Annotated in this window: 22 protein-coding genes and 1 tRNA gene; 18 read left to right on the forward strand and 5 right to left on the reverse strand. The window is 64.6% G+C overall.

Annotation, left to right across the window (positions count from 1 at the left end):
- Window positions 1–115 precede the first annotated feature (115 nt).
- Complete coding sequence (locus NX068_RS11160) at window positions 116–1,255, reverse strand: TIR domain-containing protein (protein WP_263461350.1); 1,140 nt, start codon at window positions 1,253–1,255, stop codon at window positions 116–118.
- Window positions 1,256–1,436: 181 nt separating this feature from the next.
- On the opposite strand from NX068_RS11160, the gene ppk2 reads away from it, so the two are divergent.
- From ppk2 to NX068_RS11190, 6 genes are all read left to right on the forward strand, one after another.
- Window positions 1,437–2,378 carry a polyphosphate kinase 2 gene (ppk2, locus tag NX068_RS11165; RefSeq protein ID WP_263461351.1) on the forward strand — a complete coding sequence of 314 codons (942 nt, stop codon included), beginning with the start codon at window positions 1,437–1,439 and terminating at the stop codon, window positions 2,376–2,378.
- Between the two features lie 255 nt (window positions 2,379–2,633).
- Window positions 2,634–3,401, forward strand: a complete 768-nt coding sequence (locus tag NX068_RS11170; protein WP_263461352.1) for an ABC transporter ATP-binding protein — start codon at window positions 2,634–2,636, stop codon at window positions 3,399–3,401.
- An 18-nt stretch (window positions 3,402–3,419) separates the two neighbouring features.
- Window positions 3,420–4,142: an ABC transporter ATP-binding protein gene (locus tag NX068_RS11175; protein ID WP_263461353.1), complete on the forward strand. Its 723-nt coding sequence runs from the start codon at window positions 3,420–3,422 to the stop codon at window positions 4,140–4,142.
- Window positions 4,143–4,200: 58 nt separating this feature from the next.
- Complete coding sequence (locus NX068_RS11180) at window positions 4,201–5,415, forward strand: ABC transporter substrate-binding protein (protein ID WP_263461440.1); 1,215 nt, start codon at window positions 4,201–4,203, stop codon at window positions 5,413–5,415.
- A 71-nt stretch (window positions 5,416–5,486) separates the two neighbouring features.
- Window positions 5,487–6,371: a branched-chain amino acid ABC transporter permease gene (locus NX068_RS11185; RefSeq protein ID WP_263461354.1), complete on the forward strand. Its 885-nt coding sequence runs from the start codon at window positions 5,487–5,489 to the stop codon at window positions 6,369–6,371.
- Between the two features lie 33 nt (window positions 6,372–6,404).
- Entirely contained in the window at window positions 6,405–7,358 is a 954-nt protein-coding gene (locus NX068_RS11190; protein ID WP_263461355.1) for a branched-chain amino acid ABC transporter permease, read from the forward strand.
- Here NX068_RS11190 and NX068_RS11195 read toward each other — a convergent pair.
- The gene (locus tag NX068_RS11195) at window positions 7,355–8,650 is read right to left on the reverse strand and encodes a chloride channel protein (RefSeq protein WP_263461356.1); all 1,296 of its coding nucleotides are present in this window, start codon (window positions 8,648–8,650) and stop codon (window positions 7,355–7,357) included. The genes NX068_RS11190 and NX068_RS11195 overlap by 4 nt on opposite strands.
- Before the next feature lie 274 nt (window positions 8,651–8,924).
- On the opposite strand from NX068_RS11195, the gene NX068_RS11200 reads away from it, so the two are divergent.
- Together NX068_RS11200 and nadE are read left to right on the forward strand one after the other, a co-directional pair.
- Window positions 8,925–9,428, forward strand: a complete 504-nt coding sequence (locus NX068_RS11200) for a MarR family winged helix-turn-helix transcriptional regulator (protein ID WP_263461357.1) — start codon at window positions 8,925–8,927, stop codon at window positions 9,426–9,428.
- Between the two features lie 195 nt (window positions 9,429–9,623).
- Window positions 9,624–10,415 carry an NAD(+) synthase gene (gene nadE / locus NX068_RS11205; protein WP_263461358.1) on the forward strand — a complete coding sequence of 264 codons (792 nt, stop codon included), beginning with the start codon at window positions 9,624–9,626 and terminating at the stop codon, window positions 10,413–10,415.
- Between the two features lie 128 nt (window positions 10,416–10,543).
- Here nadE and NX068_RS11210 read toward each other — a convergent pair whose 3' ends face one another.
- Together NX068_RS11210 and NX068_RS11215 are read right to left on the reverse strand one after the other, a co-directional pair.
- Complete coding sequence (locus NX068_RS11210) at window positions 10,544–10,873, reverse strand: DMT family transporter (protein WP_263461359.1); 330 nt, start codon at window positions 10,871–10,873, stop codon at window positions 10,544–10,546.
- 63 nt (window positions 10,874–10,936) lie between these two features.
- The gene (locus tag NX068_RS11215; protein WP_263461360.1) at window positions 10,937–11,746 is read right to left on the reverse strand and encodes an outer membrane protein assembly factor BamD; all 810 of its coding nucleotides are present in this window, start codon (window positions 11,744–11,746) and stop codon (window positions 10,937–10,939) included.
- A gap of 13 nt (window positions 11,747–11,759) precedes the next feature.
- Between NX068_RS11215 and rluD the strand changes: the two genes are divergently transcribed.
- On the forward strand, window positions 11,760–12,716 hold the full coding sequence (rluD, locus tag NX068_RS11220; protein WP_263461361.1) for a 23S rRNA pseudouridine(1911/1915/1917) synthase RluD: 957 nt from the start codon (window positions 11,760–11,762) through the stop codon (window positions 12,714–12,716).
- Between the two features lie 8 nt (window positions 12,717–12,724).
- Window positions 12,725–13,534 carry a peptidoglycan editing factor PgeF gene (pgeF, locus tag NX068_RS11225; protein WP_263461362.1) on the forward strand — a complete coding sequence of 270 codons (810 nt, stop codon included), beginning with the start codon at window positions 12,725–12,727 and terminating at the stop codon, window positions 13,532–13,534.
- Here the strand turns inward: pgeF and NX068_RS11230 are convergent.
- Window positions 13,528–13,743: a hypothetical protein gene (locus tag NX068_RS11230; protein WP_068637007.1), complete on the reverse strand. Its 216-nt coding sequence runs from the start codon at window positions 13,741–13,743 to the stop codon at window positions 13,528–13,530. The two genes, pgeF and NX068_RS11230, sit on opposite strands and share 7 nt — an antisense overlap.
- Window positions 13,744–13,844: 101 nt before the next feature.
- On the opposite strand from NX068_RS11230, the gene NX068_RS11235 reads away from it, so the two are divergent.
- The 8 genes from NX068_RS11235 (at window position 13,845) to NX068_RS11270 (ending at window position 22,130) form a co-directional block, all read left to right on the forward strand.
- Window positions 13,845–15,590 carry a PHA/PHB synthase family protein gene (locus NX068_RS11235; RefSeq protein ID WP_263461363.1) on the forward strand — a complete coding sequence of 582 codons (1,746 nt, stop codon included), beginning with the start codon at window positions 13,845–13,847 and terminating at the stop codon, window positions 15,588–15,590.
- A 97-nt stretch (window positions 15,591–15,687) separates the two neighbouring features.
- Entirely contained in the window at window positions 15,688–16,428 is a 741-nt protein-coding gene (phbB, locus tag NX068_RS11240; protein WP_263461364.1) for an acetoacetyl-CoA reductase, read from the forward strand.
- A 234-nt stretch (window positions 16,429–16,662) separates the two neighbouring features.
- Window positions 16,663–17,403: a beta-ketoacyl-ACP reductase gene (locus NX068_RS11245; RefSeq protein ID WP_263461365.1), complete on the forward strand. Its 741-nt coding sequence runs from the start codon at window positions 16,663–16,665 to the stop codon at window positions 17,401–17,403.
- A 131-nt stretch (window positions 17,404–17,534) separates the two neighbouring features.
- A complete protein-coding gene (phaR, locus tag NX068_RS11250) occupies window positions 17,535–18,134 on the forward strand; it encodes a polyhydroxyalkanoate synthesis repressor PhaR (RefSeq protein ID WP_263461366.1) in 600 nt (199 codons plus the stop codon).
- Between the two features lie 54 nt (window positions 18,135–18,188).
- On the forward strand, window positions 18,189–19,520 hold the full coding sequence (rimO, locus tag NX068_RS11255; protein WP_263461367.1) for a 30S ribosomal protein S12 methylthiotransferase RimO: 1,332 nt from the start codon (window positions 18,189–18,191) through the stop codon (window positions 19,518–19,520).
- Window positions 19,521–19,549: 29 nt separating this feature from the next.
- On the forward strand, window positions 19,550–20,512 hold the full coding sequence (gene rssA / locus NX068_RS11260) for a patatin-like phospholipase RssA (protein WP_263461368.1): 963 nt from the start codon (window positions 19,550–19,552) through the stop codon (window positions 20,510–20,512).
- 57 nt (window positions 20,513–20,569) lie between these two features.
- On the forward strand, window positions 20,570–21,994 hold the full coding sequence (locus NX068_RS11265) for an FAD-binding oxidoreductase (protein WP_263461369.1): 1,425 nt from the start codon (window positions 20,570–20,572) through the stop codon (window positions 21,992–21,994).
- Between the two features lie 60 nt (window positions 21,995–22,054).
- Window positions 22,055–22,130: transfer RNA gene (locus tag NX068_RS11270), tRNA-Ala, on the forward strand.
- The last annotated feature ends 87 nt before the right edge of the window (window positions 22,131–22,217 follow it).

Genomic DNA, 22,217 nt, shown 5'->3' on the forward strand with positions numbered 1-22,217 from the left:
GGGCCACAGGCCACAGCGGCCAGGCAGATGCAGAAGCGGCGGGGTTTGGGCCCTGCCGCTTTTTTTGCGCCCAGCATTGGCGCACTCCTGGCCGGCTCTGTCGCCGAGTCGGGCTTCAGCCGGTGGATTGCAGGGCCTTGCTGACCAGGGCGAGTAATTCACCGGGGCCGACTGCTTCGCCGAAGGCGCCCGCTTGCAGCAGCATCTCGCGCCGCGCGGCGCGTTGTGTTTCGTGGAACTCGCCGTGGTAGAAGATCACTGGCAGCCGGCGCTTACGCAAGGCCGGCGCCCGAAGCAGCTTCAAGCCCGCGCTTGGTATGCCGTCCAGCTCTTCAGGGCGGTCCCAGTCCGACAGCACCAGGTCGAAGCCTTCTGCGTCGCTATCCAGGCGTGCGAGTGCCTCTTCCGTATTGCGTGTGGTGACGACTTCGATCTGCAGTTTCGCCAGAGCGGCGATTTCGTGGCGATTGCCTTCGGGCCTGTCGTCCACCCACAGCACCCGTTTCTGCTCGGGCATGTCGATCAGCGCCTGGGCTGTGTCCTCGGCTTTGGCACTGCCGACGTCGCCGATGCCGCGCATGCGCGCTGCCACCGACAGCTCGTTGGCGAAGCCGCTGATCATGCGCTGGACGAGGGTCTCGGTGTGCGCGTCGAGCTTGGCGTCGGTCTGCCTGCGGACGGGCTCATAGGGTTCGAAGCCCGACTCGACGGCGAACCCTACGGATTCGTCGGATGCCGTGCTCGTCCAGGAACTGCCCGAAGGCGGCGGCGGGGGAGCAGGCACGTGGGACGACGTGCTGGCCCAGCGCTGCCGGATGGAATCCACCGTGCGCCTGATGCCCTTGGCCACGTCGGTCCACGCCTCGTCACGGTTGGGCCAGGACGTGACCGGGCGCAGGTCGGTGGGCAGGCCCTGCAAGTGTGCAAAGGGTGCGTCTTCGATGTCCACCGCACGCAACAAGACCGGTACCACGCTGGCGTCACCGCGTTCGGCACGCTCTATCGCGGCGGCAAGCTCCTTGCCCCAGATGTAATCGGAGTTGAGGAAGTCCATGCTCACCAGCAGCAGGATCAGGTCAGCAGTGGCGAGCTGGCTGTCGATTGCCTGGTCCCACTTCTGTCCCGGGACGATGCCGCGATCATGCCATGGACGGATTACGCCTCTGCGTCGCAACAATGCCAGATGACCGTCCAGCTCGTTGCGCAGCTTCTCATCCTCGTGCGCGTAGCTGTAGAACAGATCCACCGGTTCCATGGCAGTGCTCCTTCAACACGCGATCCGATTTTCAGCTTAGATCAGATTTATGGCTTCGCGAGCGTCGATGCCCTTGGCGCTCGATGCCAAGGCAGGTATCGACGGATCGGGCGGGCGTAACGCAACCGACACAATCGCCTTGTAGCCTGCTGTCTTCCTGCAAACGGACACTTAGCCAACCATGGAAGACCGCGCCGATTTCAACCGCAACGAACAAGTCCTGCGCAGCATCGGGCTCGACGTCATCGACAGCTACGACGAGGAACTCGAACAGGAAATCGACGACATGCGCCTGGGCGATGCCAGCGTGCTCGAAGCCCTGGGCATCGACGACGATGCGCCCGCGGGCGAGTTGGGCCGGCGGACCTATTTCCGTGAACTGCTGCGGCTGCAGGGCGAACTGGTCAAGCTGCAGGACTGGGTGCAGCGCAGCGGGGAAAAGGTGGTCGTGATCTTCGAAGGCCGCGATTCGGCGGGCAAGGGCGGTGTCATCAAGCGCATCACCCAGCGCCTGAACCCGCGCGTGTGCCGGGTTGCGGCGCTGCCCGCGCCCAACGACCGCGAATGCACGCAGTGGTATTTCCAGCGATATGTGACGCACCTGCCTGCCGGCGGCGAGATCGTGCTGTTCGACCGCAGTTGGTACAACCGTGCCGGCGTCGAGCGGGTGATGGGTTTCTGCGACGAGGGTCAGTACGAGGAGTTCTTCCGTTCGGTGCCGGAGTTCGAGCGCATGCTGGTGCGCTCGGGCATCCGCCTGATCAAGTACTGGTTCTCGATCACCGACGACGAGCAGGAGGCGCGCTTCCTCGCCCGCATCCACGACCCGCTGAAGCAGTGGAAGCTGAGCCCGATGGACGTGGAGTCGCGCCGCCGCTGGGAGGCCTACACCAAGGCCAAGGAAACGATGCTCGAGCGGACCCACATCCCCGAGGCGCCGTGGTGGGTGGTGCAGGCGGTCGACAAGAAGAAGGCGCGGCTGAACTGCATCAGCCATCTGCTGGCGCAGATTCCCTACGAGGCCATCCCGTACCCCGAGGTCAAGCTGCCGCCGCGCGTCTATAACCCCGATTACATCCGCCATCCCGTGCCCGACGACATGTACGTGCCGGAGCGCTACTGACGCGCGTTCGAGTTCGCGGTAATTGAAACCGGTGCCTTGCCGACGGAAATGTCGGCAAGGCACCGTGCCGTTTTGGAGCCCGGAACCGAGATTCGTGCACGCGATGGGCGTGGGAGGCGCAATCGGGGTAAACGATGCTTGTCCGGCGTGATGGCTGACGGAAAATTGCCGAACTATAAAAAAAAGATATAAGCTGATGCGCAAGAACCATCACGCCCCCGCGACACCCGCGGCGGCGGCCTCCCGGAACGGAACATGAGCGAGTTCATCCTCGAAACGAGCGGCCTGACGAAGGAATTCAAGGGCTTCGTCGCCGTGTCGAATGTCGACCTGAAAGTGCAGAAGGGGCATATCCACGCCCTGATCGGCCCCAATGGCGCGGGCAAGACCACGGTCTTCAATCTGCTGACCAAGTTCCTGCCACCGACTTCGGGCACCATCCGCTTCGAGGGCCAGGACATCACCCGCGAGGCGCCGGTCGCCACCGCCCGGCGCGGCATGGTGCGCTCGTTCCAGATCTCGGCGACCTTTCCCAACCTGACGGTGCTCGAGAACGTGCGCATCGGCCTGCAGCGCTCGCTGGGCACCGAGTTCCACTTCTGGCGTTCGAAGAAATCGCTCAGCGTGCTCGACGACCGGGCGATGGAGCTGCTCGAATCGGTCGATCTGGCCGGCTTTGCCGATACAGTCACGGCCGAGATGCCCTACGGCCGCAAGCGTGCGCTGGAGATCGCCACCACGCTGGCGCTCGAGCCCAAGATGATGCTGCTCGACGAACCCACCCAGGGCATGGGCAGCGAGGACATCGCGCGCGTGGTCGACTTGATCCGCAAGGTGTCGGCCAACCGGACCATCCTGATGGTGGAGCACAACCTGTCGGTGGTCGCCAACCTGTGCGACCGCATCACCGTGCTCACCCGCGGCAGCATCCTGGCCGAAGGACCTTATGCCGAGGTATCGAAGAACCCGAAGGTGCTCGAAGCCTACGTCGGCTCCGACGACATCAACGACGCCCATCACTGATCCGTTGCGAACGCATACATGACCAGCGCTTTCCATCCCAATCCCGAAATGCTGCGGATCCACGATCTGCACGCGTTTTATGGCGAATCGCACATCCTTCACGGCATCGACCTGCAGGTGGCGCGCGGAGAATGCGTGACCCTGCTCGGGCGCAACGGCTCGGGCCGGTCGACGACGCTCAAATCCATCCTCGGTCTGGTCGGACGCCGCAGCGGCTCGATCATGGTCAATGGCAAGGAAGTCATTGCCGAGCCGACGCACCGCATGGCGCGCTACGGCGTCGGCTACGTGCCCGAGGAGCGGGCGATCTTTTCTTCGCTGTCGTGCGAGGAAAACCTGATGCTGCCGCCGCAGGTGGCCAGCGGCGGCATGTCGGTGGACGAGATCTACAGCATGTTCCCCAACCTGCTCGAGCGCCGCAACAGCCCGGGCACCAAGCTGTCGGGCGGCGAGCAGCAGATGCTGGCGATGGCGCGGGTGCTGCGCACCGGGGCCAAGCTGCTGCTGCTCGACGAGATCACCGAAGGGCTGGCGCCGGTCATCGTCAAGAAGCTGGGCGAAGTCATCGTCGAGCTGAAGTCGCGCGGCTTCACCATCGTGCTGGTCGAGCAGAACTTCCGTTTTGCCGCGCCGCTGGCCGACCGCCACTACGTGCTCGAGCACGGGGAAATTATCGCCACCATCAGCGCCGAGGAACTGCCCGGCCGCATGGACTGGCTGCACCAGACGCTTGGGGTCTGAGCGGGATGCCGCGCAGCCCTGCGTATCACAACCGAGAAGGAAGAGACGGGAGATCATGATGCAGATGAAGAAGCTGACGACCCTGGCCTGCGCGGCCGCCTTTGCAACGCTGTCCGGTGCCGCGAGTGCGCAGATTTCCGGCAACACGGTGAAGATCGCCGTGCTGACCGACATGTCGGGCACTTACTCCGACGTGGCCGGGCCGGGCGCGGTGCTCGCCACCCAGATGGCGATCGACGACTTCATCGCCGAGGCCAAGCCGGCGTTCAAGGTCGAGATGGTGTCCGCCGACCACCAGAACAAGGCCGACATCGCATCGAACAGGGCGCGCCAGTGGTTCGAGCGCGACGGCGTCGACACCGTGACCGAGCTGGTGACGACTTCCACTGCGCTGGCGGTGATGAAGATCGCCAAGGAAATGGACCGCGTCGCGCTGATGAGCGGCCCGGCGTCCACGCCGATCACCAACGAGCAGTGCAACGACCGCACCGTGCATTACACCTACGACACCTATTCGCTGGCCAACGGTACGGCCAAGGCGGTGACGCAGCAGGGCGGCAAGAACTGGTTCTTCCTGACCGCCGACTACGCCTTCGGCCAGTCGCTGGAAAAAGATTCGTCGGCAGTCGTCGTCGCCAACGGCGGCAAGGTGCTGGGCTCGGTGCGCCATCCCTTCCCGGCCTCCGATTTCTCGTCCTTCCTGCTGCAGGCGCAGGCTTCGGGCGCGCAGATCATCGGCCTCGCCAACGCCGGTGCCGACACCACCAATGCGATCAAGCAGGCCGCCGAGTTCGGCATCACGCCCAAGCAGCAACTGGCCGGCCTGCTGATGTTCATCTCCGACGTGCATTCGCTGGGCTTGCAGAACGCCCAGACCATGTACCTGACCACCGGCTTCTACTGGGATTTCGACGATGGCACCCGGGCCTGGTCGAAGCGCTTCTTCGACAAGCACAAGAAGATGCCGACGATGGTGCAGGCGGGCCAGTACTCGTCGGTGCTGCACTACCTGCGCGCGGTCAATGCCGTCGGCTCGGACGACGCGGGCAAGGTCATGGAGCAGATGAAGAAGACGCCGATCAACGACTTCTTCGCCAAGAACGGCCGTATCCGCGAGGATGGCCGCATGGTGCACGACATGTACCTGGCGCAGGTCAAGACGCCGGAAGAGTCGAAGGGGCCGTGGGACTACTACCACATCCGCGCGACGATTCCGGCCGAGGAAGCTTTCCTGCCCTTGTCCGAATCGGTCTGCCCGCTGGTGAAGAAGTGATCTGATCGCGGAAAGAACCGCACTTCGCTGCGCACCGGGACGGCTCGGCCGTTCCGGTGCGGGAGTCTCGTATGGAAATATTCGGTGTCCCCAGTGCGCTGCTCGGCAGCCAGTTGCTCGTCGGCCTGATCAACGGCTCGTTCTACGCCATCCTCAGCCTCGGCCTGGCGATCATCTTCGGCCTGCTCAACATCATCAACTTCGCCCATGGCGCGCAGTACATGATGGGGGCTTTCGTCGCCTGGATCGCGCTGACCAAGTTCGGCGTCAATTACTGGGTGGCGCTGTTTCTGTCGCCGATCATCATCGGCGCCCTGGGCGTGGTGATCGAGCGCACGATGCTGCGCAAGCTGTACAAGCTGGACCATCTTTACGGCCTGTTGCTGACCTTCGGCCTGGCGCTGATCTTCGAAGGCCTGTTCCGCGACCAGTACGGCATCTCCGGCCAGTCCTATCCGGTGCCTGAACTGCTGCAAGGGGGCGTCAACCTCGGCTTCATGTTCCTGCCGATCTATCGCGGCTGGGTCGTGGTGGCGGCGCTGACGGTGTGCTTCGGCACCTGGTTCGTCATCGAGAAGACCAAGCTCGGCGCCTATCTGCGCGCAGGTACCGAGAACCCGCAGATCGTGCAGGCGCTCGGCATCAACGTGCCGCTGCTGATCACTTTCACTTACGGCTTCGGCGTCGCGCTGGCGGCGTTCGCCGGGGTGCTGGCGGCGCCGGTCTACCAGGTGAATCCGCTGATGGGCGCCAACCTGATCATCGTCGTGTTCGCCGTGGTGGTGATCGGCGGCATGGGTTCGATCATGGGCTCCATCCTGACCGGCCTCGGCCTCGGCCTGATCGAGGGCCTGACACGGGTGTTCTACCCCGAGGCTTCGGCGGTGGTGGTGTTCGTGATCATGGTGATCGTGCTGCTGGTGCGGCCGGCCGGTCTGTTCGGCAAGGCGGCTTGAGCGAACAGGGAAAGAGACAGGGAAAAGAGACAGATGAACAACACGAACTCGATGTTCGCCCGCGCCATGCCGCTGCTGTTCGGCGTGCTGTTCGTGATCGGGCTGGTGGCGCCGTTCGCGGTATATCCGACCTTTCTGATGAAGATCCTGTGTTTCGGCTTGTTCGCCTGCGCGTTCAACCTGCTGCTGGGCTTCGTCGGGCTGCTGTCCTTCGGCCACGCGGCCTTTCTCGGCTCGGCGGGCTACATCTGCGGCATGCTGGTGCGCGACCTCGGCGTGACGCCCGAAGTCGGCGTCATCGGCGGCACGCTGGCGGCAGGGGCGCTGGGCTGGGTGTTCGGCGTGCTGGCGATCCGGCGCACCGGCATCTACTTCGCCATGATCACGCTGGCGCTGTCGCAGATGGTGTATTTCATCGTGCTGCAATGGAAGGCGACCGGCGGCGAGGACGGCCTGCAGGGCGTGCCGCGCGGCCACCTGTTCGGCATCATCGACCTGTCGAACAACATCGCCATGTATTACTTTGTGTTCGCGGTGTTCTGCATCGGCTTCGCGATCATCTACCGCGCCATCCACTCGCCTTTCGGCCAGATACTGAAGGCGATCCGCGAGAATGAGCCGCGCGCGGTGTCGCTCGGCTACGACGTGGCCAAGTTCAAGCTGCTGGCCTTCGTGTTGTCGGCCTCGCTCGCCGGCCTGGCCGGCGCAACCAAGACCCTGGTGTTCCAGCTCGCGTCGCTGACCGACGTGCATTGGCACATGTCGGGCGAGGTGGTGCTGATGACGCTGCTCGGCGGCTTGGGCACCATCCTCGGCCCCTTGGTCGGCGCCGCCACCATCGTCTCGCTGCAGACCGAACTGGCCGACTCCGTGGGCTCGTGGGTCACCGTGATCATGGGCGTGATCTTCGTCGTCTGCGTGCTGCTGTTCCGCCGCGGCATCGTCGGTGAGCTGCAGGCGCTGATCCAGCGCGCGGGTATCCGCTAAGCGTCCTTCGCCGGGGCGGCGGGCGCCCCCCGCCCCTCGGCACGCCGCAGCATGGGGTAGGCGAGGGCGTGGTAGAGCGGCACCGGCGCCACCGAGCGCGAGACGCCGTGGGTGACCACGGCGGTCGCCATCAGCGGCAGCAGCATCTCGTGGTTGGCGGTCATTTCCATGACGATGACGAAGGAGGTGATGGGCGTCTGCGTCATCGCCGCCAGGAAGGCCACCATGCCCAGCACCATGATGGCGGCGTCGATCTCGGCGCCGCCCGGCAGCAGGGCGGCGATGTCCGAACCCAGGCCGGCGCCGACCGCGAGCGCGGGAGCGAAGATGCCGCCCGGAATGCGCGACACGAAAGCGAGCCAGATCACGGCCAGCTTGACCAGGAAGAACAGCATCGGCAGCGCCGCCGAACCTTCCAGCGCAGCCTTGGATTCGGCGTAGCCCGTACCATAGGTGATGCCGCCGCTGGCCAGGCCGATGATGCCCGTCGCCAGGCCGCAGGCGGCGGCGAAGGCCACCGGGCGCGACTGTGCGAACACGCCGAGCCGGCCCGGCAGGCCGCGCACCGAGGCGATCAGCAGGCGTGAGAAACCGCCGCCCAGCAAACCGCCGGCGATGCCGCAGGCCAGCACCGGCCAGATGCCGTCGGGCCAGCTCAGCGCCGCCGGGGTGCGGCCGAAATAGGTGTAGTTGCCCAGTACCGCCAGCGACATCAGGCCGGCGAAGATCACCGCGGTCAGCGTGGTGCTGTTGGCGTTGAACACCCGGTGGCGGCACATTTCCTCGATCGCGAACATGATGCCGCCGAGCGGGGTGTTGAACGCCGCTGCGATGCCCGCGCCGCTGCCGGCGACGATCAGGTCTCGGCTGGAGGCGATGCGCCGGTGCCGGCGTTTCGCCAGCAGGTGCATCACCGAGGCGCCGACCTGCACCGAGGGCCCTTCGCGGCCGATCGAGGCACCCGACAGCAGGCCGCCCAGCGTCAGCACCACCTTGGCCAGCGCGATCCGCAGCGACAGGAACTGCCGCCGCACCCTGCGATCGTCCGACAGCGACGCGGCAATGGCCTGGGGGATGCCGCTGCCTTCGGTGCCCGGAAACAGCCGGCGCGAAAGCCACGCCACGACGGCAAAGCCGGCCGGTGCCACCAGCAGCGTCAGCCAGGGGCGCTCCTGCATGAAGTGGGCATGCGCTTCGATCGCCATGTCGGCGCCGAGTGCGAAGCCGATCGCGATCAGGCCGGCGAACAGGGCTGCGCCGACCAGCAGCAGGCGCTTGTGCCAGCGCCGCATGGAGAGCCAGGGCAGGGCGTAGCGGCGACCGCCGCGGGCGAGGCTGCGGAGCCGGTTCGAAGAGGATGGGCGGGGGGAACCGGCGGGCGGAAGAGGCGGCGGACTGTCCATGTTCAGGCGGTGGGAGTGGCATGTCGGCCACATGATGCGGCGATGCGACATCCCCACCATGCGGAAGGTGGACGATACCGCTACCATGCGGGCGCAAACGTGCGGTTTTGCAGTAATTTTGACAATACTGATTCAGGCAAATATAGTTGGAGCGATAAATCAAATGGCGGAAACGCAACAGAAGACCAAGAAATCCGCACCCCCGGCGACACCTCTGTCCGTCCTTCAGCGTTTCAGGGTTCTGATCCGCACGGCCCAGCGGCATTCCCAGTGGATCGAACGTCAGAGCGGAGTGACTGGGGCGCAGCTTTGGGTCTTGCAGGAATTGATCGAATCGCCGGGTTTGCGTGTCGGGGAACTGGCCAAGCGGATGGCGCTGCATCAGTCGACGGCATCCAACATGGTGGATCGCCTCGAAACCAGCGGCCTGATCCGCAAGGAGCGCACCAGCGCCGACCAGCGTGTGGTGAGGCTGTACCTGACAGACGAGGGGCAGGCCATGCTCGGGCGGGCGCCGTCGCCGGCCAGGGGCGTGCTGGTCGAAGGGCTTCGCCTGCTCGATGCGGAAGAACTGCAGCGCCTGCAGAACGAGCTGGACGGGCTCCTGTTGCAGATTCGCGACCTGGACGAAGGTTTCGGCATGCAGCCCCTGCCGTTTACCGAATGAGTTTCACTGTGTCGGGGTGCCTGGCGCCGCGGATGCAGACAGCAGCTTGAGCGGCCTTCGGGCCGCTCTTTTTTTGGCCGTCGATTCGGCCTTTCATGCTGCCCGGCGGCTGCCGGAAACGGATTCGTGCTTTCCAGGCAGCCGGGAGTGGCAGTATATTGCTGCCGTGCACAATCCTATCGACGGGGATGAATCATGCAGACGACGGCTGTCATCGACCATATCGTCCGGTGGCTGAGGGACTACGCTGTAAAAGCCGGTGTGAACGGCTTCGTGGTGGGCGTATCCGGCGGCATCGATTCCGCCGTGGTTTCCACGCTGGCTGCCAGGACCGGTCTGCAGACGCTGGTGCTGGAAATGCCGATTCGCCAGAAGCCGGACCAGGTCAATCGCGCCCAGGAACACATCGGCCAACTGAGAGAGCGTTTCAGCAATGTGGAAGAGCAGTGGGTCGACCTGAGTGCGACTTTCGATGCCTTCATCCGCGCAGTCGGCATCGACGATGAGAGCCAGCCGCACACGCATCTGGCGCTGGCCAACGCCCGCAGCCGCCTGCGCATGATCGCGCTGTACTACCATGCCCAGCAGCGCGGCCTGCTGGTGACCGGCACCGGCAACAAGGTCGAGGATTTCGGCGTCGGCTTCTTCACCAAGTACGGTGATGGCGGCGTGGATATCAGCCCGATCGCCGATTTGCTCAAGACCCAGGTCTATGAACTGGCCAGGGCGCTGGATGTGCCGCAGAGCATCCAGGATGCGGCGCCGACCGACGGCTTGTGGGATACCGACAGGGCCGACGAAGAGCAGATGGGCGCCAGCTACCCCGAGCTGGAATGGGCGATGTCGGTGTACGACAGCCACCGCGCCGAGGATTTCGATGGCCGCGAACGGGAAGTGTTCGAGATTTACCACCGCCTGCACCGCGCCATGCAGCACAAGATCAATCCGATTCCGGTGTGCGCCATTCCGCCGGAGTTGCTGCGTTGAGCTGAAACGGCGGCCGGAAGTTGCCAGGAACGCCTGGTTGCCGGCTCATCGCCGGGCGGGAGAGTTCCCTGCGCAGAGTGAATGCACCAGAAATTCCTGGTCACATGAGCGGCGGATCGATTTCCCGTTCAATGGACGCTGGTTTTCGAGAACACGTTGAGCACGACGACGCCGGCGACGATCAGGCCGATGCCGATCAGGCCGGCGGCGTCGAGCCGCTGGCCGAACATCAGCCAGGCGATGAGCGAGATCAGCGCCACGCCGACGCCGGACCAGATCGCGTAGGCGACGCCCACGGGAATCGACCTGAGCGTCAGCGACAGGAAGAAGAACGACAGGCCGTAGCCGGCCACCGACAAGGCGGAGGGCCATAGCCTGGTGAAGCCATCGCTGGCCTTCAGCGATGAAGTCGCGATCACCTCGGCGACGATGGCGATCGCTAGATACATCCACGTCATGGGTTGTTCCGATCGGCGGAAGGCGGGCTCTGCGTCGTGCCTGCCTTCATTCCGCCCGAAGGCTCACCAGAGCTGCCACCACGGCTTGTCGCTCTCGGGGCCGCCGGAGAAATAGACGCTGTCGGGGAAGTTGGTGCGCATCACCCGGTCGGCGTCGTCACGTAGCTGGGTCATGCCGAGCGCATCGTAGCTCTTGACCAGCAGGAACAGAGCTTCTTCGTTGGCGGGCGCCTGGGGGAAATTGGCCACTGCCGTCTGGGCGCGATTGATCGCTGCGACGTAGGCGCCGCGGTTGTAGTAGTAGCGCGCGACGTGGACTTCGTGCGCAGCGAGCGAATTGATCAGGTACTGCATGCGCGCCCGGGAGTCGTCCGCGTAGCGGCTTTCCGGGAAGCGCGTGACGAGGTCGCGGAAGCTCTCGAAGGCTTCGTGTGCGCCCTTCGGATCGCGTTCGGACAGGTCCTGGCGCGACAGGCCGGCGAGCAGGCCGAGGTCTTCGTTGAAATTCACCAGGCCCTTCAGGTAGTAGACGTAGTCCACGTTGGGATGGTTGGGGTGAAGCTTGATGAAGCGGTCCGCCGCGGCCAGTGCCAGCGCCTGCTCGCCCTGCTTGTAGTACGCATAGGCGACTTCGATCTGGGCCTGCTGTGCGTAACGGCCATAGGGATAGCGCGCTTCGAGTTTTTCGAACATCTGGATGGCGCGATCGTAGGCACCTTCGGACATCGAGGTCTTGGCTTCGGAATAGAGCCGCTGTGCGTTCCAGCCGGTCGTCTCGTCGATCTGCTCGGGCAGCAGACCGCAGCCGCCGAGCATCAGCGCGCCGATCAGCGCCGCTTTTCCCGCTACACTTCCAAGGGTGAACCTGGCCATCGAAAAAACTCGCGTGAATGAACGCGTCGATTATATAGCAGCGGACGAGCCGAACCCCCCCGCGGTGCAGACGATTCCTGTCGATCTGGCCGGGCTGCGGCTGGATCAGGCGCTCGCCCGGCTTTTTCCCGAGCATTCCCGCAGCCGCCTGCAGGCCTGGCTGAAGGAGGGGCGCATCCGCGTCGATGGCGCGTCGCCCGATGCGCGCAGCAAAGTGCAAGGCGGCGAGTGCGTCGAACTCGATCCTGCTCCGGCCCCGACACCGGGGACCGAACAGCCCGAAGACATTCCGCTGCAGGTGGTGTTCGAAGACGCGCACCTGCTGGTGATCGACAAGCCTGCCGGGCTGGTGGTGCATCCGGGCAGCGGCAACTGGAGCGGAACCCTGCTCAATGCCTTGCTGCATCATGCCCCGGCGGTGGCGGAGGTGCCGCGCGCCGGCATCGTGCATCGGCTGGACAAGGACACCAGCGGCTTGCTGGTGGTGGCGAAGACGCTGCAGGCCCAGACCGATCTGGTCCGCCAGTTGCAGGCACGTACGGTGAAGCGGCATTACTGGGCCCTGGTGCAGGGGGTGCTGCATTCGGGCGGGAGCGTCGATGCACCGATCGGACGGCATCCGACGCAGCGCACGCGCATGGCAGTGGTCGGCAACGGGCGGCCGGCGTTGACCCATTACGCCGTGGTCGAGCGCTTTGCAAGAACGACACTGGTGGAGTGCCGGCTCGAAACGGGACGCACGCACCAGATCCGGGTGCATATGGCGCACATCGGCCACGCGCTGGTGGGCGATCCGGTCTATGGGGGGCGACGCTTGCCCGACCCCGCATGTGAAGGTTTTGTCCGCCAGGCCCTGCATGCCTTCCGGCTCGGCCTGCTGCATCCGGCCAGCGGAGAGTTCATGCAGTGGGAAGTGCCGATGGCAGCCGATTTCGCCGCGCTGCTGCAGCGCGTGAGGGCAGGAGCATGAGCAGGGTGATGAACGGAGCTTCCCCAGGCGTGATCCGGCCCGACTGGACCGCACCGGCGAACGTGCGGGCCTTGCTGACCACGCGCCTCGGCGGCTGCAGCCTGCCGCCTTATGACGGCTTCAACCTCGGCGAGCACGTCGGCGATGATCCGCAGGCGGTTGCGCGCAATCGGGCGATGCTGCGGGAATTGCTGCCGGCCGAACCCTCATGGCTGTCGCAGGTGCATGGCTGCGCAGTGGCCGATGCGGGCATACCGGCTGCGGACGTGCCGGTAGCCGATGCGGCGGTGGCGCGCGAGCCGGGGCGGGTCTGCGTCGTTATGACGGCCGACTGCCTGCCGGTGCTGTTCTGCGACGACGACGGTTCAGTGGTGGCGGCAGCCCACGCAGGCTGGCGAGGCCTGGCGGGCGGCGTGCTCGAGGCCACGATCGCGAAAATGGCAGTTTCGCCCACCCGCTTGCGGGCCTGGCTGGGGCCGGCGATCGGGCCCGGCAGCTTCGAGGTCGGCGATGAAGTGCGGGATGCCTTCGTCGCCGTGGATCCGGGCGCTGCGCAGGCCTTCGTTCCGACGCCGGCACCGGGGAAGTGGCTGGCGGACCTGTTCATGCTGGCGCGGAGACGCCTGCAGGCGGCGGGCGTCGGGCGCATCGAAGGCGGCGGCGTGTGCACGGTGAAGGACGTCGAGCGCTTCTACTCGTACCGCCGGGACCGGCACACCGGGCGCTTCGCCTCCATGGTCTGGCTGGAGCCGGCGGCGCAGGCCGTTTTGCGGGGAAGGGAAGCGTCGTGCGAGTGCGAAAAGCGTGCAGGCTATTGATCGGCGTCCGATTCGGCTCTATCGTTGAGCCCTCTCGATTCACGCTCGCGCTGGCGACGCCGCCGCGTCGGTGTTCCGAACAGCCAGAAGAACAACGCCATTGGAGCAAGACCGAAAAAAATGAAGGTCAACACGCCCCCCACGACCGTGTTTTCGGTAATGCTTGCCAGCAGCGCGACATAAAGCCAGGCGATTGCGATAAGGTACATGGCGCCATTCTACCGCCCGGTCCGGCCGGGGTAGTCGGGCGCTGACAATAAGGCAAACCCGGGCGCAGGCATGCTGTTGCCCGTGGATAGAGGAGATGAGAATGTCGGATTCCGCAGGCAGTCAGTCGACGGCAGGCATCCAGGCGATGCTGGCCGCTGGCCAGGCCATGGCGCAGAACTTCTTCGATGCGCTGGCGCGCCAGCAGGTTGCGATGCAGGATTCTTCGGGTGTCGCAGTACCCAAGCTGCCGATGCCGGAGTCCGCTGAAGTGGCGCGCATGCAGCAGGCGTTCGCCGAAAAGCATGTGGCGCTGTGGTCGTCGATCCTTGCGCGCAAGCCTGGCGGCGAAGCCGCGCCGGTGGTGCAGCCGGAGCCGGGCGATCGCCGCTTCAACGCGCCGGAATGGTCCGAGAGTCCCGTATTCGATTACGTCCGCCAGGCCTATCTGCTGAACGCCGGTTTCCTAAAGGAGATGGCCGACGCGCTGCCGATCGCGGACGGGCGTGCGAAATCGCGCATCCAGTTCCTGACCCGCCAGTACATCGAGGCGCTGGCGCCGACCAATTTCGCTGCGACCAACCCCGAGTTCATCAAGACCGCGATCGAGACCAAGGGCGAGAGCATCGCGCGCGGCGTGCGCAACATGCTCGGCGACCTCGAGAAGGGGCGCATCTCGATGACCGACGATGAAGCCTTCGAGGTCGGGCGCAATCTCGCGCTGACGCCCGGGTCGGTGATCTTCGAAAACGAGCTGATGCAACTGATCCAGTACTCACCGCTGACCGAGAAGGTCGCGCAAGTGCCGCTGCTGATCATTCCGCCTTGCATCAACAAGTTCTACATCATGGATCTCCAGCCGGAGAACTCCCTGGTGCGCTTCGTCGTCGAGCAGGGCTTCACGGTGTTCCTGGTGTCGTGGAAGAATCCGCGTCCCGAGACCGGTGGCCGCCATACCTGGGACGACTACCTCGAGAAGGGGCCGTTGACGGCGCTCGAGATCGTGCGTTCGGTGACGCGGGTCAAGAAGCCGAACGTGCTCGGCTTCTGCGTTGGCGGCACCTTGCTCACGTCCGCACTGGCGGTGGCGCGTGCCAGGGGCGAGGAGCCGGTCGCCAGCCTGACCTTGATGACGACCCTGCTCGACTTCGCCGATGCCGGCGAGATCGGCTGCCTGGTCGACGAGGCGAGCGTCGCGACCCGCGAGGCCACGATCGGCAAGGGCGGAGTGCTGCGTGGCCAGGAACTGGCCAATGTGTTCTCGTCCCTGCGCGCAAACGACCTGATCTGGCAGTATGTCGTCGGCAACTACCTGAAGGGCAACAAACCCCAGGCTTTCGACCTGTTGTACTGGAACTCCGATTCGACCAACCTGCCCGGACCCTTCCTGGCTTGGTACCTGCGCAACATGTATCTCGAGAACAATCTGCGCGTGCCCGGCAAGCTCAAGATGCTGGGCGAAAAGGTCGACCTCGCGAAGGTGGACATGCCGGCCTACCTGATGGCAGCGCGCGAGGATCACATCGTGCCGTGGAAGAGTGCCTATCTGGCGCGCAACCTGCTCGGCGGCGACACGACCTTCGTGCTCGGGGCCAGCGGCCACATCGCCGGGGCGATCAATCCGGCTTCGAAAAACCGCCGCAGCTACTGGACTTCCGATGCCCGCCCGACCGATCCGGACGAGTGGCTGGAGCAGGCCGGCGAGCAGAAGGGTAGCTGGTGGTTGCACTGGAGCGAATGGCTGAGGCAGCATGGCGGCAAGCAGGTCGCCGCGCGCGGCCGTCTGGGCAGTACCAAGTACGAGCCGATCGAACCCGCACCGGGACGCTACGTGAAGGAGCGTGCCTGAGCGTTGATCAACGGGACCGCAGTGAGTGGGGAGGGCGCTGCCCGGTCCATGTTCCACCCGCCCCCATAAGAACCCCAATTAGGGAGAGGAGAAATTCATGTCGAGAGTTGCACTGGTCACTGGCGGTATGGGCGGTCTGGGCGAGGCCATCTGCATCAAGCTCGCAGCACTGGGCTACAAGGTCGTCACCACCCACTCGCCGGGCAACAGCAAGGCGGCCGATTGGCTGCAAACGATGAACAACATGGGCTATGGCTTCAAGGCCTATCCTTGTGATGTCGCCGACTTCGATTCCGCCAAGGCCTGCGTCGAGCAGGTGACGGCAGAGGTCGGTCCGGTGGATGTGCTGGTGAACAACGCCGGCATCACCCGCGACATGACCTTCAAGAAGATGAGCAAGGCCGACTGGGATGCGGTCATCAGCACCAACCTCGATTCGGTGTTCAACATGACCAAGCAGGTCATGGACGGCATGGTCGAGCGCAAGTGGGGCCGCGTCATCAACGTGTCGTCGGTCAACGGCCAGAAGGGCGCTTTCGGTCAGACCAACTATGCGGCTGCCAAGGCCGGCATGCACGGCTTCACCAAGGCGCTGGCGCTCGAAGTGGCGCGCAACGGCGTGACGGTCAACACGATCTCGCCGGGCTACATCGGCACCAAGATGGTGATGGCGATTCCGCAGGAGATTCTCGACTCGAAGATCCTGCCGCAGATTCCCGTGTCCCGTCTGGGCAAGCCGGAAGAGATCGCCGGCCTGGTCGCCTACCTGTCCTCGGAAGAGGCCGCGTTCGTGACCGGCGCCAACATCTCCATCAACGGCGGCCAGCACATGTTCTGATCCGCATCTGCGGCCCTGTGCGTACAGGCGGCATGCCCCCGAAAGGGGCATGCCGCTTTTTTTTTGTCGCATCCCATTGCTCCGCGTATTGCGTTGCAGCAAAAATGGCCGGCAGTAGCTATAATGCAGGAGCAAAGCAGCTGATGCGCTGCCGCAAGAACGCCGAAGGGGCCGTCCGGATCGTGTTTCGTGATGGTTTCTCGGTCACGCAAACAAATCCAGAAGGATTTCAAGATGTCGCAGAAAATCGCTCTCGTCACCGGCGCCATGGGTGGTCTCGGCACCGCGATTTGTCAATCGCTGGCCAAGGACGGTATGAAGGTTGTGGCGAACTGCCTGCCCAATTTCGACCAGAAGGAAGCCTGGCTTTCCGCTCAGCGCGACCTGGGCTTCGATTTCGTCGCTGCGGAAGGCGACGTTTCCAACTATGAATCCTGCGCCGCAATGGTCGCCAAGATCGAAGCCGAAGTCGGCCCGATCGACGTGCTGGTCAACAACGCCGGCATCACCCGCGACAAGTTCTTCCCGAAGATGGAGAAGAGCCAGTGGGACGCGGTGATCAACACCAACCTCAACAGCCTGTTCAACGTCACCCACCACGTGTCCGCCAAGATGGCCGAGCGCGGCTGGGGCCGCATCGTCAATATCTCGTCGGTCAATGGCGTCAAGGGCCAGGCCGGCCAGACCAACTATTCCACCGCCAAGGCCGGCGTGCTGGGCTTCACCAAGGCGCTGGCGGCCGAACTGGCCACCAAGGGCGTGACGGTCAATGCGATCGCACCGGGCTACATCGGTACCGAGATGGTCATGGCCATCCGCGAGGACATCCGCCAGAGCATCATCGACACCGTGCCGATGAAGCGCCTGGGCCGTCCGGACGAGATCGGCGACCTGTGCGCCTACCTGGCATCCGACAAGGCCGGCTACATCACCGGCGCCACCATCAACATCAACGGTGGCCTGCACATGTGCTGATGCTGCACCGTGCCATGCGCGAAATCACGGAACCCCGTCGGAAGGCGGGGTTTCGTTTTCGCAGCGCGATATAATCAGAGTTGACATTCAAGACCAAAGAGCGGAGTGGCCGCCGCCGAGGAGATGGGGAAATGCCCGAGCAGTCGCGCCTAATTAAGAAGTATCCGAACCGCCGTCTGTACGATACCCGCACCAGTTCGTACATCACGCTTGCCGACGTCAAGGAACTCGTCCTCAATCACGAGGAGTTCCTGGTCGTCGATGCCAAGACCAACGAGGATCTGACACGCAGCATCCTGCTGCAGATCATTCTGGAAGAGGAGGCGGGCGGGGCGCCGATGTTCACCAGCGACCTGCTGGCGCACATGATCCGCTTCTATGGCAACGCCATGCAGGGCATGATGGGGAAGTACCTTGAGAACAACATCAAGGCCTTCACCGACATGCAGGGCAAGCTACAGGAGCAGGCACGCTCGATCTACGGCGAGAACAGTCCCGTCGGCCAGGATCTCTGGGCCCAGTTCCTCAACTTCCAGGGGCCGGCGCTGCAGAGCATGATGGGCGCCTACGTCGACCAGTCCAAGAAGATGTTCGAGCAGATGCAGGAACAGCTCGAAAGCCAGACGCGCAACATGTTCACCGGGTTCAAATTCCCGAATTACGGTGCGCAGGGCGACGAAGCCCCGCCTACCAACCGCCCGGCTTCCGACAAGAGCGGTTCACACAGATAAGAAAACGAGCTTGCGCAGGCTTGCCCTGCGCCGACCCCGACAGGCCAATCCAGCATGAGCACTTTCAAGACCCCGGACCTGCCGCGTGTCGGCTTCGTATCACTCGGCTGTCCGAAGGCAACGGTCGACTCCGAACACATCCTGACCCGGCTGCGTGCCGAGGGCTACGCCATCACCGGTACCTATGACGACGCCGATCTCGTCGTCGTCAATACCTGCGGCTTCATCGACGCCGCGGTCGAGGAATCGCTCGACGCCATCGGCGAAGCCCTGAACGAGAACGGCAAGGTCATCGTCACCGGCTGTCTGGGGGCGAAGGACGACGTGGTGCTGGCCGCCCATCCGCAGGTGCTGGCGGTGACCGGCCCGCATGCCACCGAAGAGGTGATGCACGCGGTGCATAAGCACCTGCCCAAGCCGCACGACCCCTTCACCGACCTGGTGCCGCCACAAGGCATCCGCCTGACGCCGCAGCACTACGCCTATCTGAAGATTTCCGAAGGCTGCAACCATCGCTGCACCTTCTGCATCATCCCGTCGATGCGCGGCGATCTCGTCAGCCGTCCGATCCACGAGGTGATGCGCGAGGCCGAGGCGCTGGCCGCATCCGGGGTCAAGGAGATCCTGGTCATCTCGCAGGACACCTCGGCCTACGGCGTCGACGTCAAGTACCGTACCGGCTTCTGGGGCGGCAAGCCGCTCAAGACCAAGCTCTACGATCTCGCCAAGGCGCTGGGCGAGCTCGGCATCTGGATCCGCATGCACTATGTGTATCCCTATCCGAGCGTCGACGAACTGATCCCGCTGATGGCCGAAGGCAAGATACTGCCTTACCTCGATGTGCCCTTCCAGCATGCCAGCCCGCGTATCCTGAAGGCGATGAAGCGCCCGGCCAATGCCGAGAACGTGCTCGAGCGCGTGCGCAAATGGCGCAGCATCTGCCCGGAGCTGACGATCCGCTCGACCTTCATCACCGGCTTCCCGGGCGAGACCGAGGAAGACTTTGAGATGCTGCTGAACTTCCTCGAGGAAGCCCAGCTCGATCGCGTCGGCGCCTTCGCCTATTCCCCGGTGGAAGGGGCGGCAGCCAATGAACTGGAAGGCGCGGTGCCGGACGAGGTGCGCGAGGAGCGCCGCGCGCGCCTGATGGACTTCCAGGAGGACATCTCCACCCAGCGCCTCGAAGCGCGGATCGGCCGCGAGATGACGGTGCTGGTCGACGACATCGACGAGGAAGGCGCGCTGGCCAGGTCGCCCGGGGATGCGCCGGAGATCGACGGCCTGGTGATCATCCCGGATGCCGAAGGCCTCGCGACAGGCGACTTCGTTCGCGTGCGGATCACCGATTGCGATGTCCACGATCTCTACGCCGAGCGGCTCGACTGATGTTGCGGCCGGCGTCAGGGTGATCCGCCATGGATGAGCCTGATCCGCAGGCGCCGGCCAAGCCGCGCGTCAAGCCGCTCCACCGGCACGAGCCGGTCATCGGCCTTGCGCTGGGCAGCGGCGCGGCGCGCGGATGGGCCCATCTCGGCGTGCTGCGGGCGCTGGCGGAGGAGGGCGTCCGGCCCCGGATCATCTGCGGCTGCTCGATCGGTGCTTTCGTCGGTGCTGCCGCAGCGTCGGGCGATCTCGACAAGCTCACCCAGTGGGCGGAAACGCTCAAATGGCAGGACGTGGTCTCCCTGCTCGACGTGTCGCTGCGCGGCGGGCTGATCAAGGGCGACAAGCTCATCGGTTTCTTCGAGCGCAACTTCGTCGACCGGGATTTTTCCGAACTGGAAACCCGCTTCGCCTGCGTCGCCACCGAACTGACGAGCGGACGCGAAATCTGGCTGCAGGAAGGCAGTGTCTCCGCGGCAGTACGTGCCTCGATCGCCTTGCCGGGATTGATGACGCCGGTGATGCACGAAGGACGCCTGCTGGTCGATGGCGGCCTGGTCAATCCCGTGCCGGTGTCGCTGTGCCGGGCGATGGGGGCCGACATCGTGATCGCCGTCGATCTCGGCTCGGACATGGTCGGCCGTGCTTTCCAGCGGGCCGCGATCGAGCCGACACCGTCGGAAGAAACCGAAGCCGGCTGGAGCGAACGCCTGCTGTCGCGATTCGGCTTCGGCAACGGCAACGGTAATGGCAGCGGCGAGGAAGCGGCGCCGTCGCTGATATCGGTCATCAGTTCGAGCATCAACATCATGCAGGTGCGGATTGCGCGCAGCCGCCTGGCGGGGGAGCCGGCGGACGTCATGATTTCGCCGCGCGTCGGCCAGCTCGGCCTGATGGATTACCACCGCGCTGCGGAAGCGCTGGCCGAAGGTGAAGCGGCAGTGATGCGCATGCGGCCCCTGCTGCGCTATGTACTGGGTCACGATGCCGATTGAACATCGCCGGATGGCTGGCAGCCTCGTCCGCGCGGAACGCTGAGCTGGAGCTTGGACATGGATGAGTTCGTTCAGGAACTGCAGCGGATCGTCGGCGACCGCCATGTGCTCACCGATGCCGAAGACACCGCTCCCTACGTCGTTGATTGGCGTGGCCGCTACAAGGGGGCGGCACGTGCAGTGGTGCTGCCGGCGACGACGCAGGAGCTTGCCGCGGTGGTGCGCCTGTGTGCCGCGGCGTACGTGCCGATGGTGCCGCAGGGCGGCAATACCGGCTTGTGCGGCGGCGCGACGCCATTGAACGACGGGCGTGCGGTGGTGCTGAGCTTGAGGCGGCTCGATCGCATCCGCGCCATCGATGCCGACAACAATACCGTCACGATGGAGGCGGGCTGCACCCTGATGAGTGTGCAGCAGGCCGCCGCCGCCGCGGATCGGCTGTTCCCGCTGTCGCTCGCGTCCGAGGGAAGCTGCACGATCGGGGGCAATCTGTCGACCAACGCCGGCGGCGTGCAGGTCCTGCGCTACGGCAACATGCGTGAACTCGTGCTCGGGCTGGAGGTTGTGCTGCCCGATGGCCGCATCTGGGATGGCCTGCGCGGCTTGCGCAAGGACAACACCGGCTACGATCTGAAGCAGCTTTTCGTCGGTGCGGAAGGGACGCTGGGCCTGATCACCGCCGCGGTGCTGAAGCTGTTTCCGGCGATACGCAGCCGCTCGACGGCCTGGATCGCGGTGCCGGACCCGCAGGCGGCGGTCGGTCTGCTCGGCTTGATGCGTGATGCCTGTGGCGACCGGGTGACGGCTTTCGAACTGGTCGGCCGCAGCGCGCTCGAGCTGGTGCTGGCGCATATCCCGGACATGCGGGCGCCGCTGCCGTTCGAGGCGGAGTGGAGCGTGCTGCTCGAACTGTCGGACAGTGCCGATATGTCCCTCGATGAGCTACTCGCCCGGGCGCTTGCGCTGGCCGTCGAACGGGGGCTGGCGATCGACGGCGTGATCGCGGCCAGTCTTGCTCAGGCACATGCCTTGTGGGCCCTGCGCGAGAACATCTCGGAGGCCCAGCGGATCGAGGGCTTCAGCATCAAGCACGATGTTTCCGTGCCGGTGAGCCGCATCCCGCTGTTCCTCGAACGCGCCCGCATCGCCCTGCGGGCCGTCTGGTCCGATGTGCGCATCGTCGCTTTCGGCCATATCGGCGACGGCAACCTGCACTACAATCTGTCGAAACCCCAGGCGGCCGACAACCAGGAGTTCATGTCCCGGACGTCCGAAGCGAACCGGATCGTGCACGATCTCGTCGCCGAACTCGGCGGCTCCATTTCGGCGGAACACGGGCTGGGGCAGCTCAAGCGTGAGCTGCTGCCGCGCTACAAGTCGCCGGTGGAAATCGACATGATGAGGGCGGTCAAGCAGGCTCTCGACCCGGGCGGCTTGATGAATCCGGGAAAGGTGCTGCCACCTGAAGAAAAGAAGGCTTGAAGCTGAAATTGGTGTTTACAGACCGAAATCTGCATCCTATAATTCGCGCTCTTCGGTGACGGGGGTATAGCTCAGCTGGGAGAGCGCTTGCATGGCATGCAAGAGGTCAGCGGTTCGATCCCGCTTACCTCCACCAAACGAAGTGAAGTTTTGCAGCACCGTAGTCCCCATCGTCTAGAGGCCTAGGACACCGCCCTTTCACGGCGATAACCGGGGTTCGAAT

It is taken from the genome of Thauera carbonicopians (assembly GCF_025699485.1).
Taxonomy (GTDB): Bacteria; Pseudomonadota; Gammaproteobacteria; order Burkholderiales; family Rhodocyclaceae; genus Thauera.

Bases quoted from the DNA above. Each gene is read 5' to 3' on its own strand.
- rimO (WP_263461367.1), top strand. From the start codon at position 18,189: ATGAGCACTTTCAAGACCCCGGACCTGCCGCGTGTCGGCTTCGTATCA.
- phaR (WP_263461366.1), top strand. From the start codon at position 17,535: ATGCCCGAGCAGTCGCGCCTAATTAAGAAGTATCCGAACCGCCGTCTG.
- NX068_RS11200 (WP_263461357.1), top strand. From the start codon at position 8,925: ATGGCGGAAACGCAACAGAAGACCAAGAAATCCGCACCCCCGGCGACA.
- NX068_RS11210 (WP_263461359.1), bottom strand. From the start codon at position 10,873: ATGACGTGGATGTATCTAGCGATCGCCATCGTCGCCGAGGTGATCGCG.
- NX068_RS11195 (WP_263461356.1), bottom strand. From the start codon at position 8,650: ATGCGGCGCTGGCACAAGCGCCTGCTGCTGGTCGGCGCAGCCCTGTTC.
- NX068_RS11185 (WP_263461354.1), top strand. From the start codon at position 5,487: ATGGAAATATTCGGTGTCCCCAGTGCGCTGCTCGGCAGCCAGTTGCTC.
- pgeF (WP_263461362.1), top strand. From the start codon at position 12,725: ATGAACGGAGCTTCCCCAGGCGTGATCCGGCCCGACTGGACCGCACCG.
- NX068_RS11245 (WP_263461365.1), top strand. From the start codon at position 16,663: ATGTCGCAGAAAATCGCTCTCGTCACCGGCGCCATGGGTGGTCTCGGC.
- NX068_RS11160 (WP_263461350.1), bottom strand. From the start codon at position 1,255: ATGGAACCGGTGGATCTGTTCTACAGCTACGCGCACGAGGATGAGAAG.
- NX068_RS11230 (WP_068637007.1), bottom strand. From the start codon at position 13,743: ATGTACCTTATCGCAATCGCCTGGCTTTATGTCGCGCTGCTGGCAAGC.
- NX068_RS11175 (WP_263461353.1), top strand. From the start codon at position 3,420: ATGACCAGCGCTTTCCATCCCAATCCCGAAATGCTGCGGATCCACGAT.
- rssA (WP_263461368.1), top strand. From the start codon at position 19,550: ATGGATGAGCCTGATCCGCAGGCGCCGGCCAAGCCGCGCGTCAAGCCG.
- phbB (WP_263461364.1), top strand. From the start codon at position 15,688: ATGTCGAGAGTTGCACTGGTCACTGGCGGTATGGGCGGTCTGGGCGAG.
- NX068_RS11235 (WP_263461363.1), top strand. From the start codon at position 13,845: ATGTCGGATTCCGCAGGCAGTCAGTCGACGGCAGGCATCCAGGCGATG.
- nadE (WP_263461358.1), top strand. From the start codon at position 9,624: ATGCAGACGACGGCTGTCATCGACCATATCGTCCGGTGGCTGAGGGAC.
- NX068_RS11170 (WP_263461352.1), top strand. From the start codon at position 2,634: ATGAGCGAGTTCATCCTCGAAACGAGCGGCCTGACGAAGGAATTCAAG.
- NX068_RS11215 (WP_263461360.1), bottom strand. From the start codon at position 11,746: ATGGCCAGGTTCACCCTTGGAAGTGTAGCGGGAAAAGCGGCGCTGATC.
- NX068_RS11190 (WP_263461355.1), top strand. From the start codon at position 6,405: ATGAACAACACGAACTCGATGTTCGCCCGCGCCATGCCGCTGCTGTTC.
- NX068_RS11180 (WP_263461440.1), top strand. From the start codon at position 4,201: ATGCAGATGAAGAAGCTGACGACCCTGGCCTGCGCGGCCGCCTTTGCA.
- NX068_RS11265 (WP_263461369.1), top strand. From the start codon at position 20,570: ATGGATGAGTTCGTTCAGGAACTGCAGCGGATCGTCGGCGACCGCCAT.
- ppk2 (WP_263461351.1), top strand. From the start codon at position 1,437: ATGGAAGACCGCGCCGATTTCAACCGCAACGAACAAGTCCTGCGCAGC.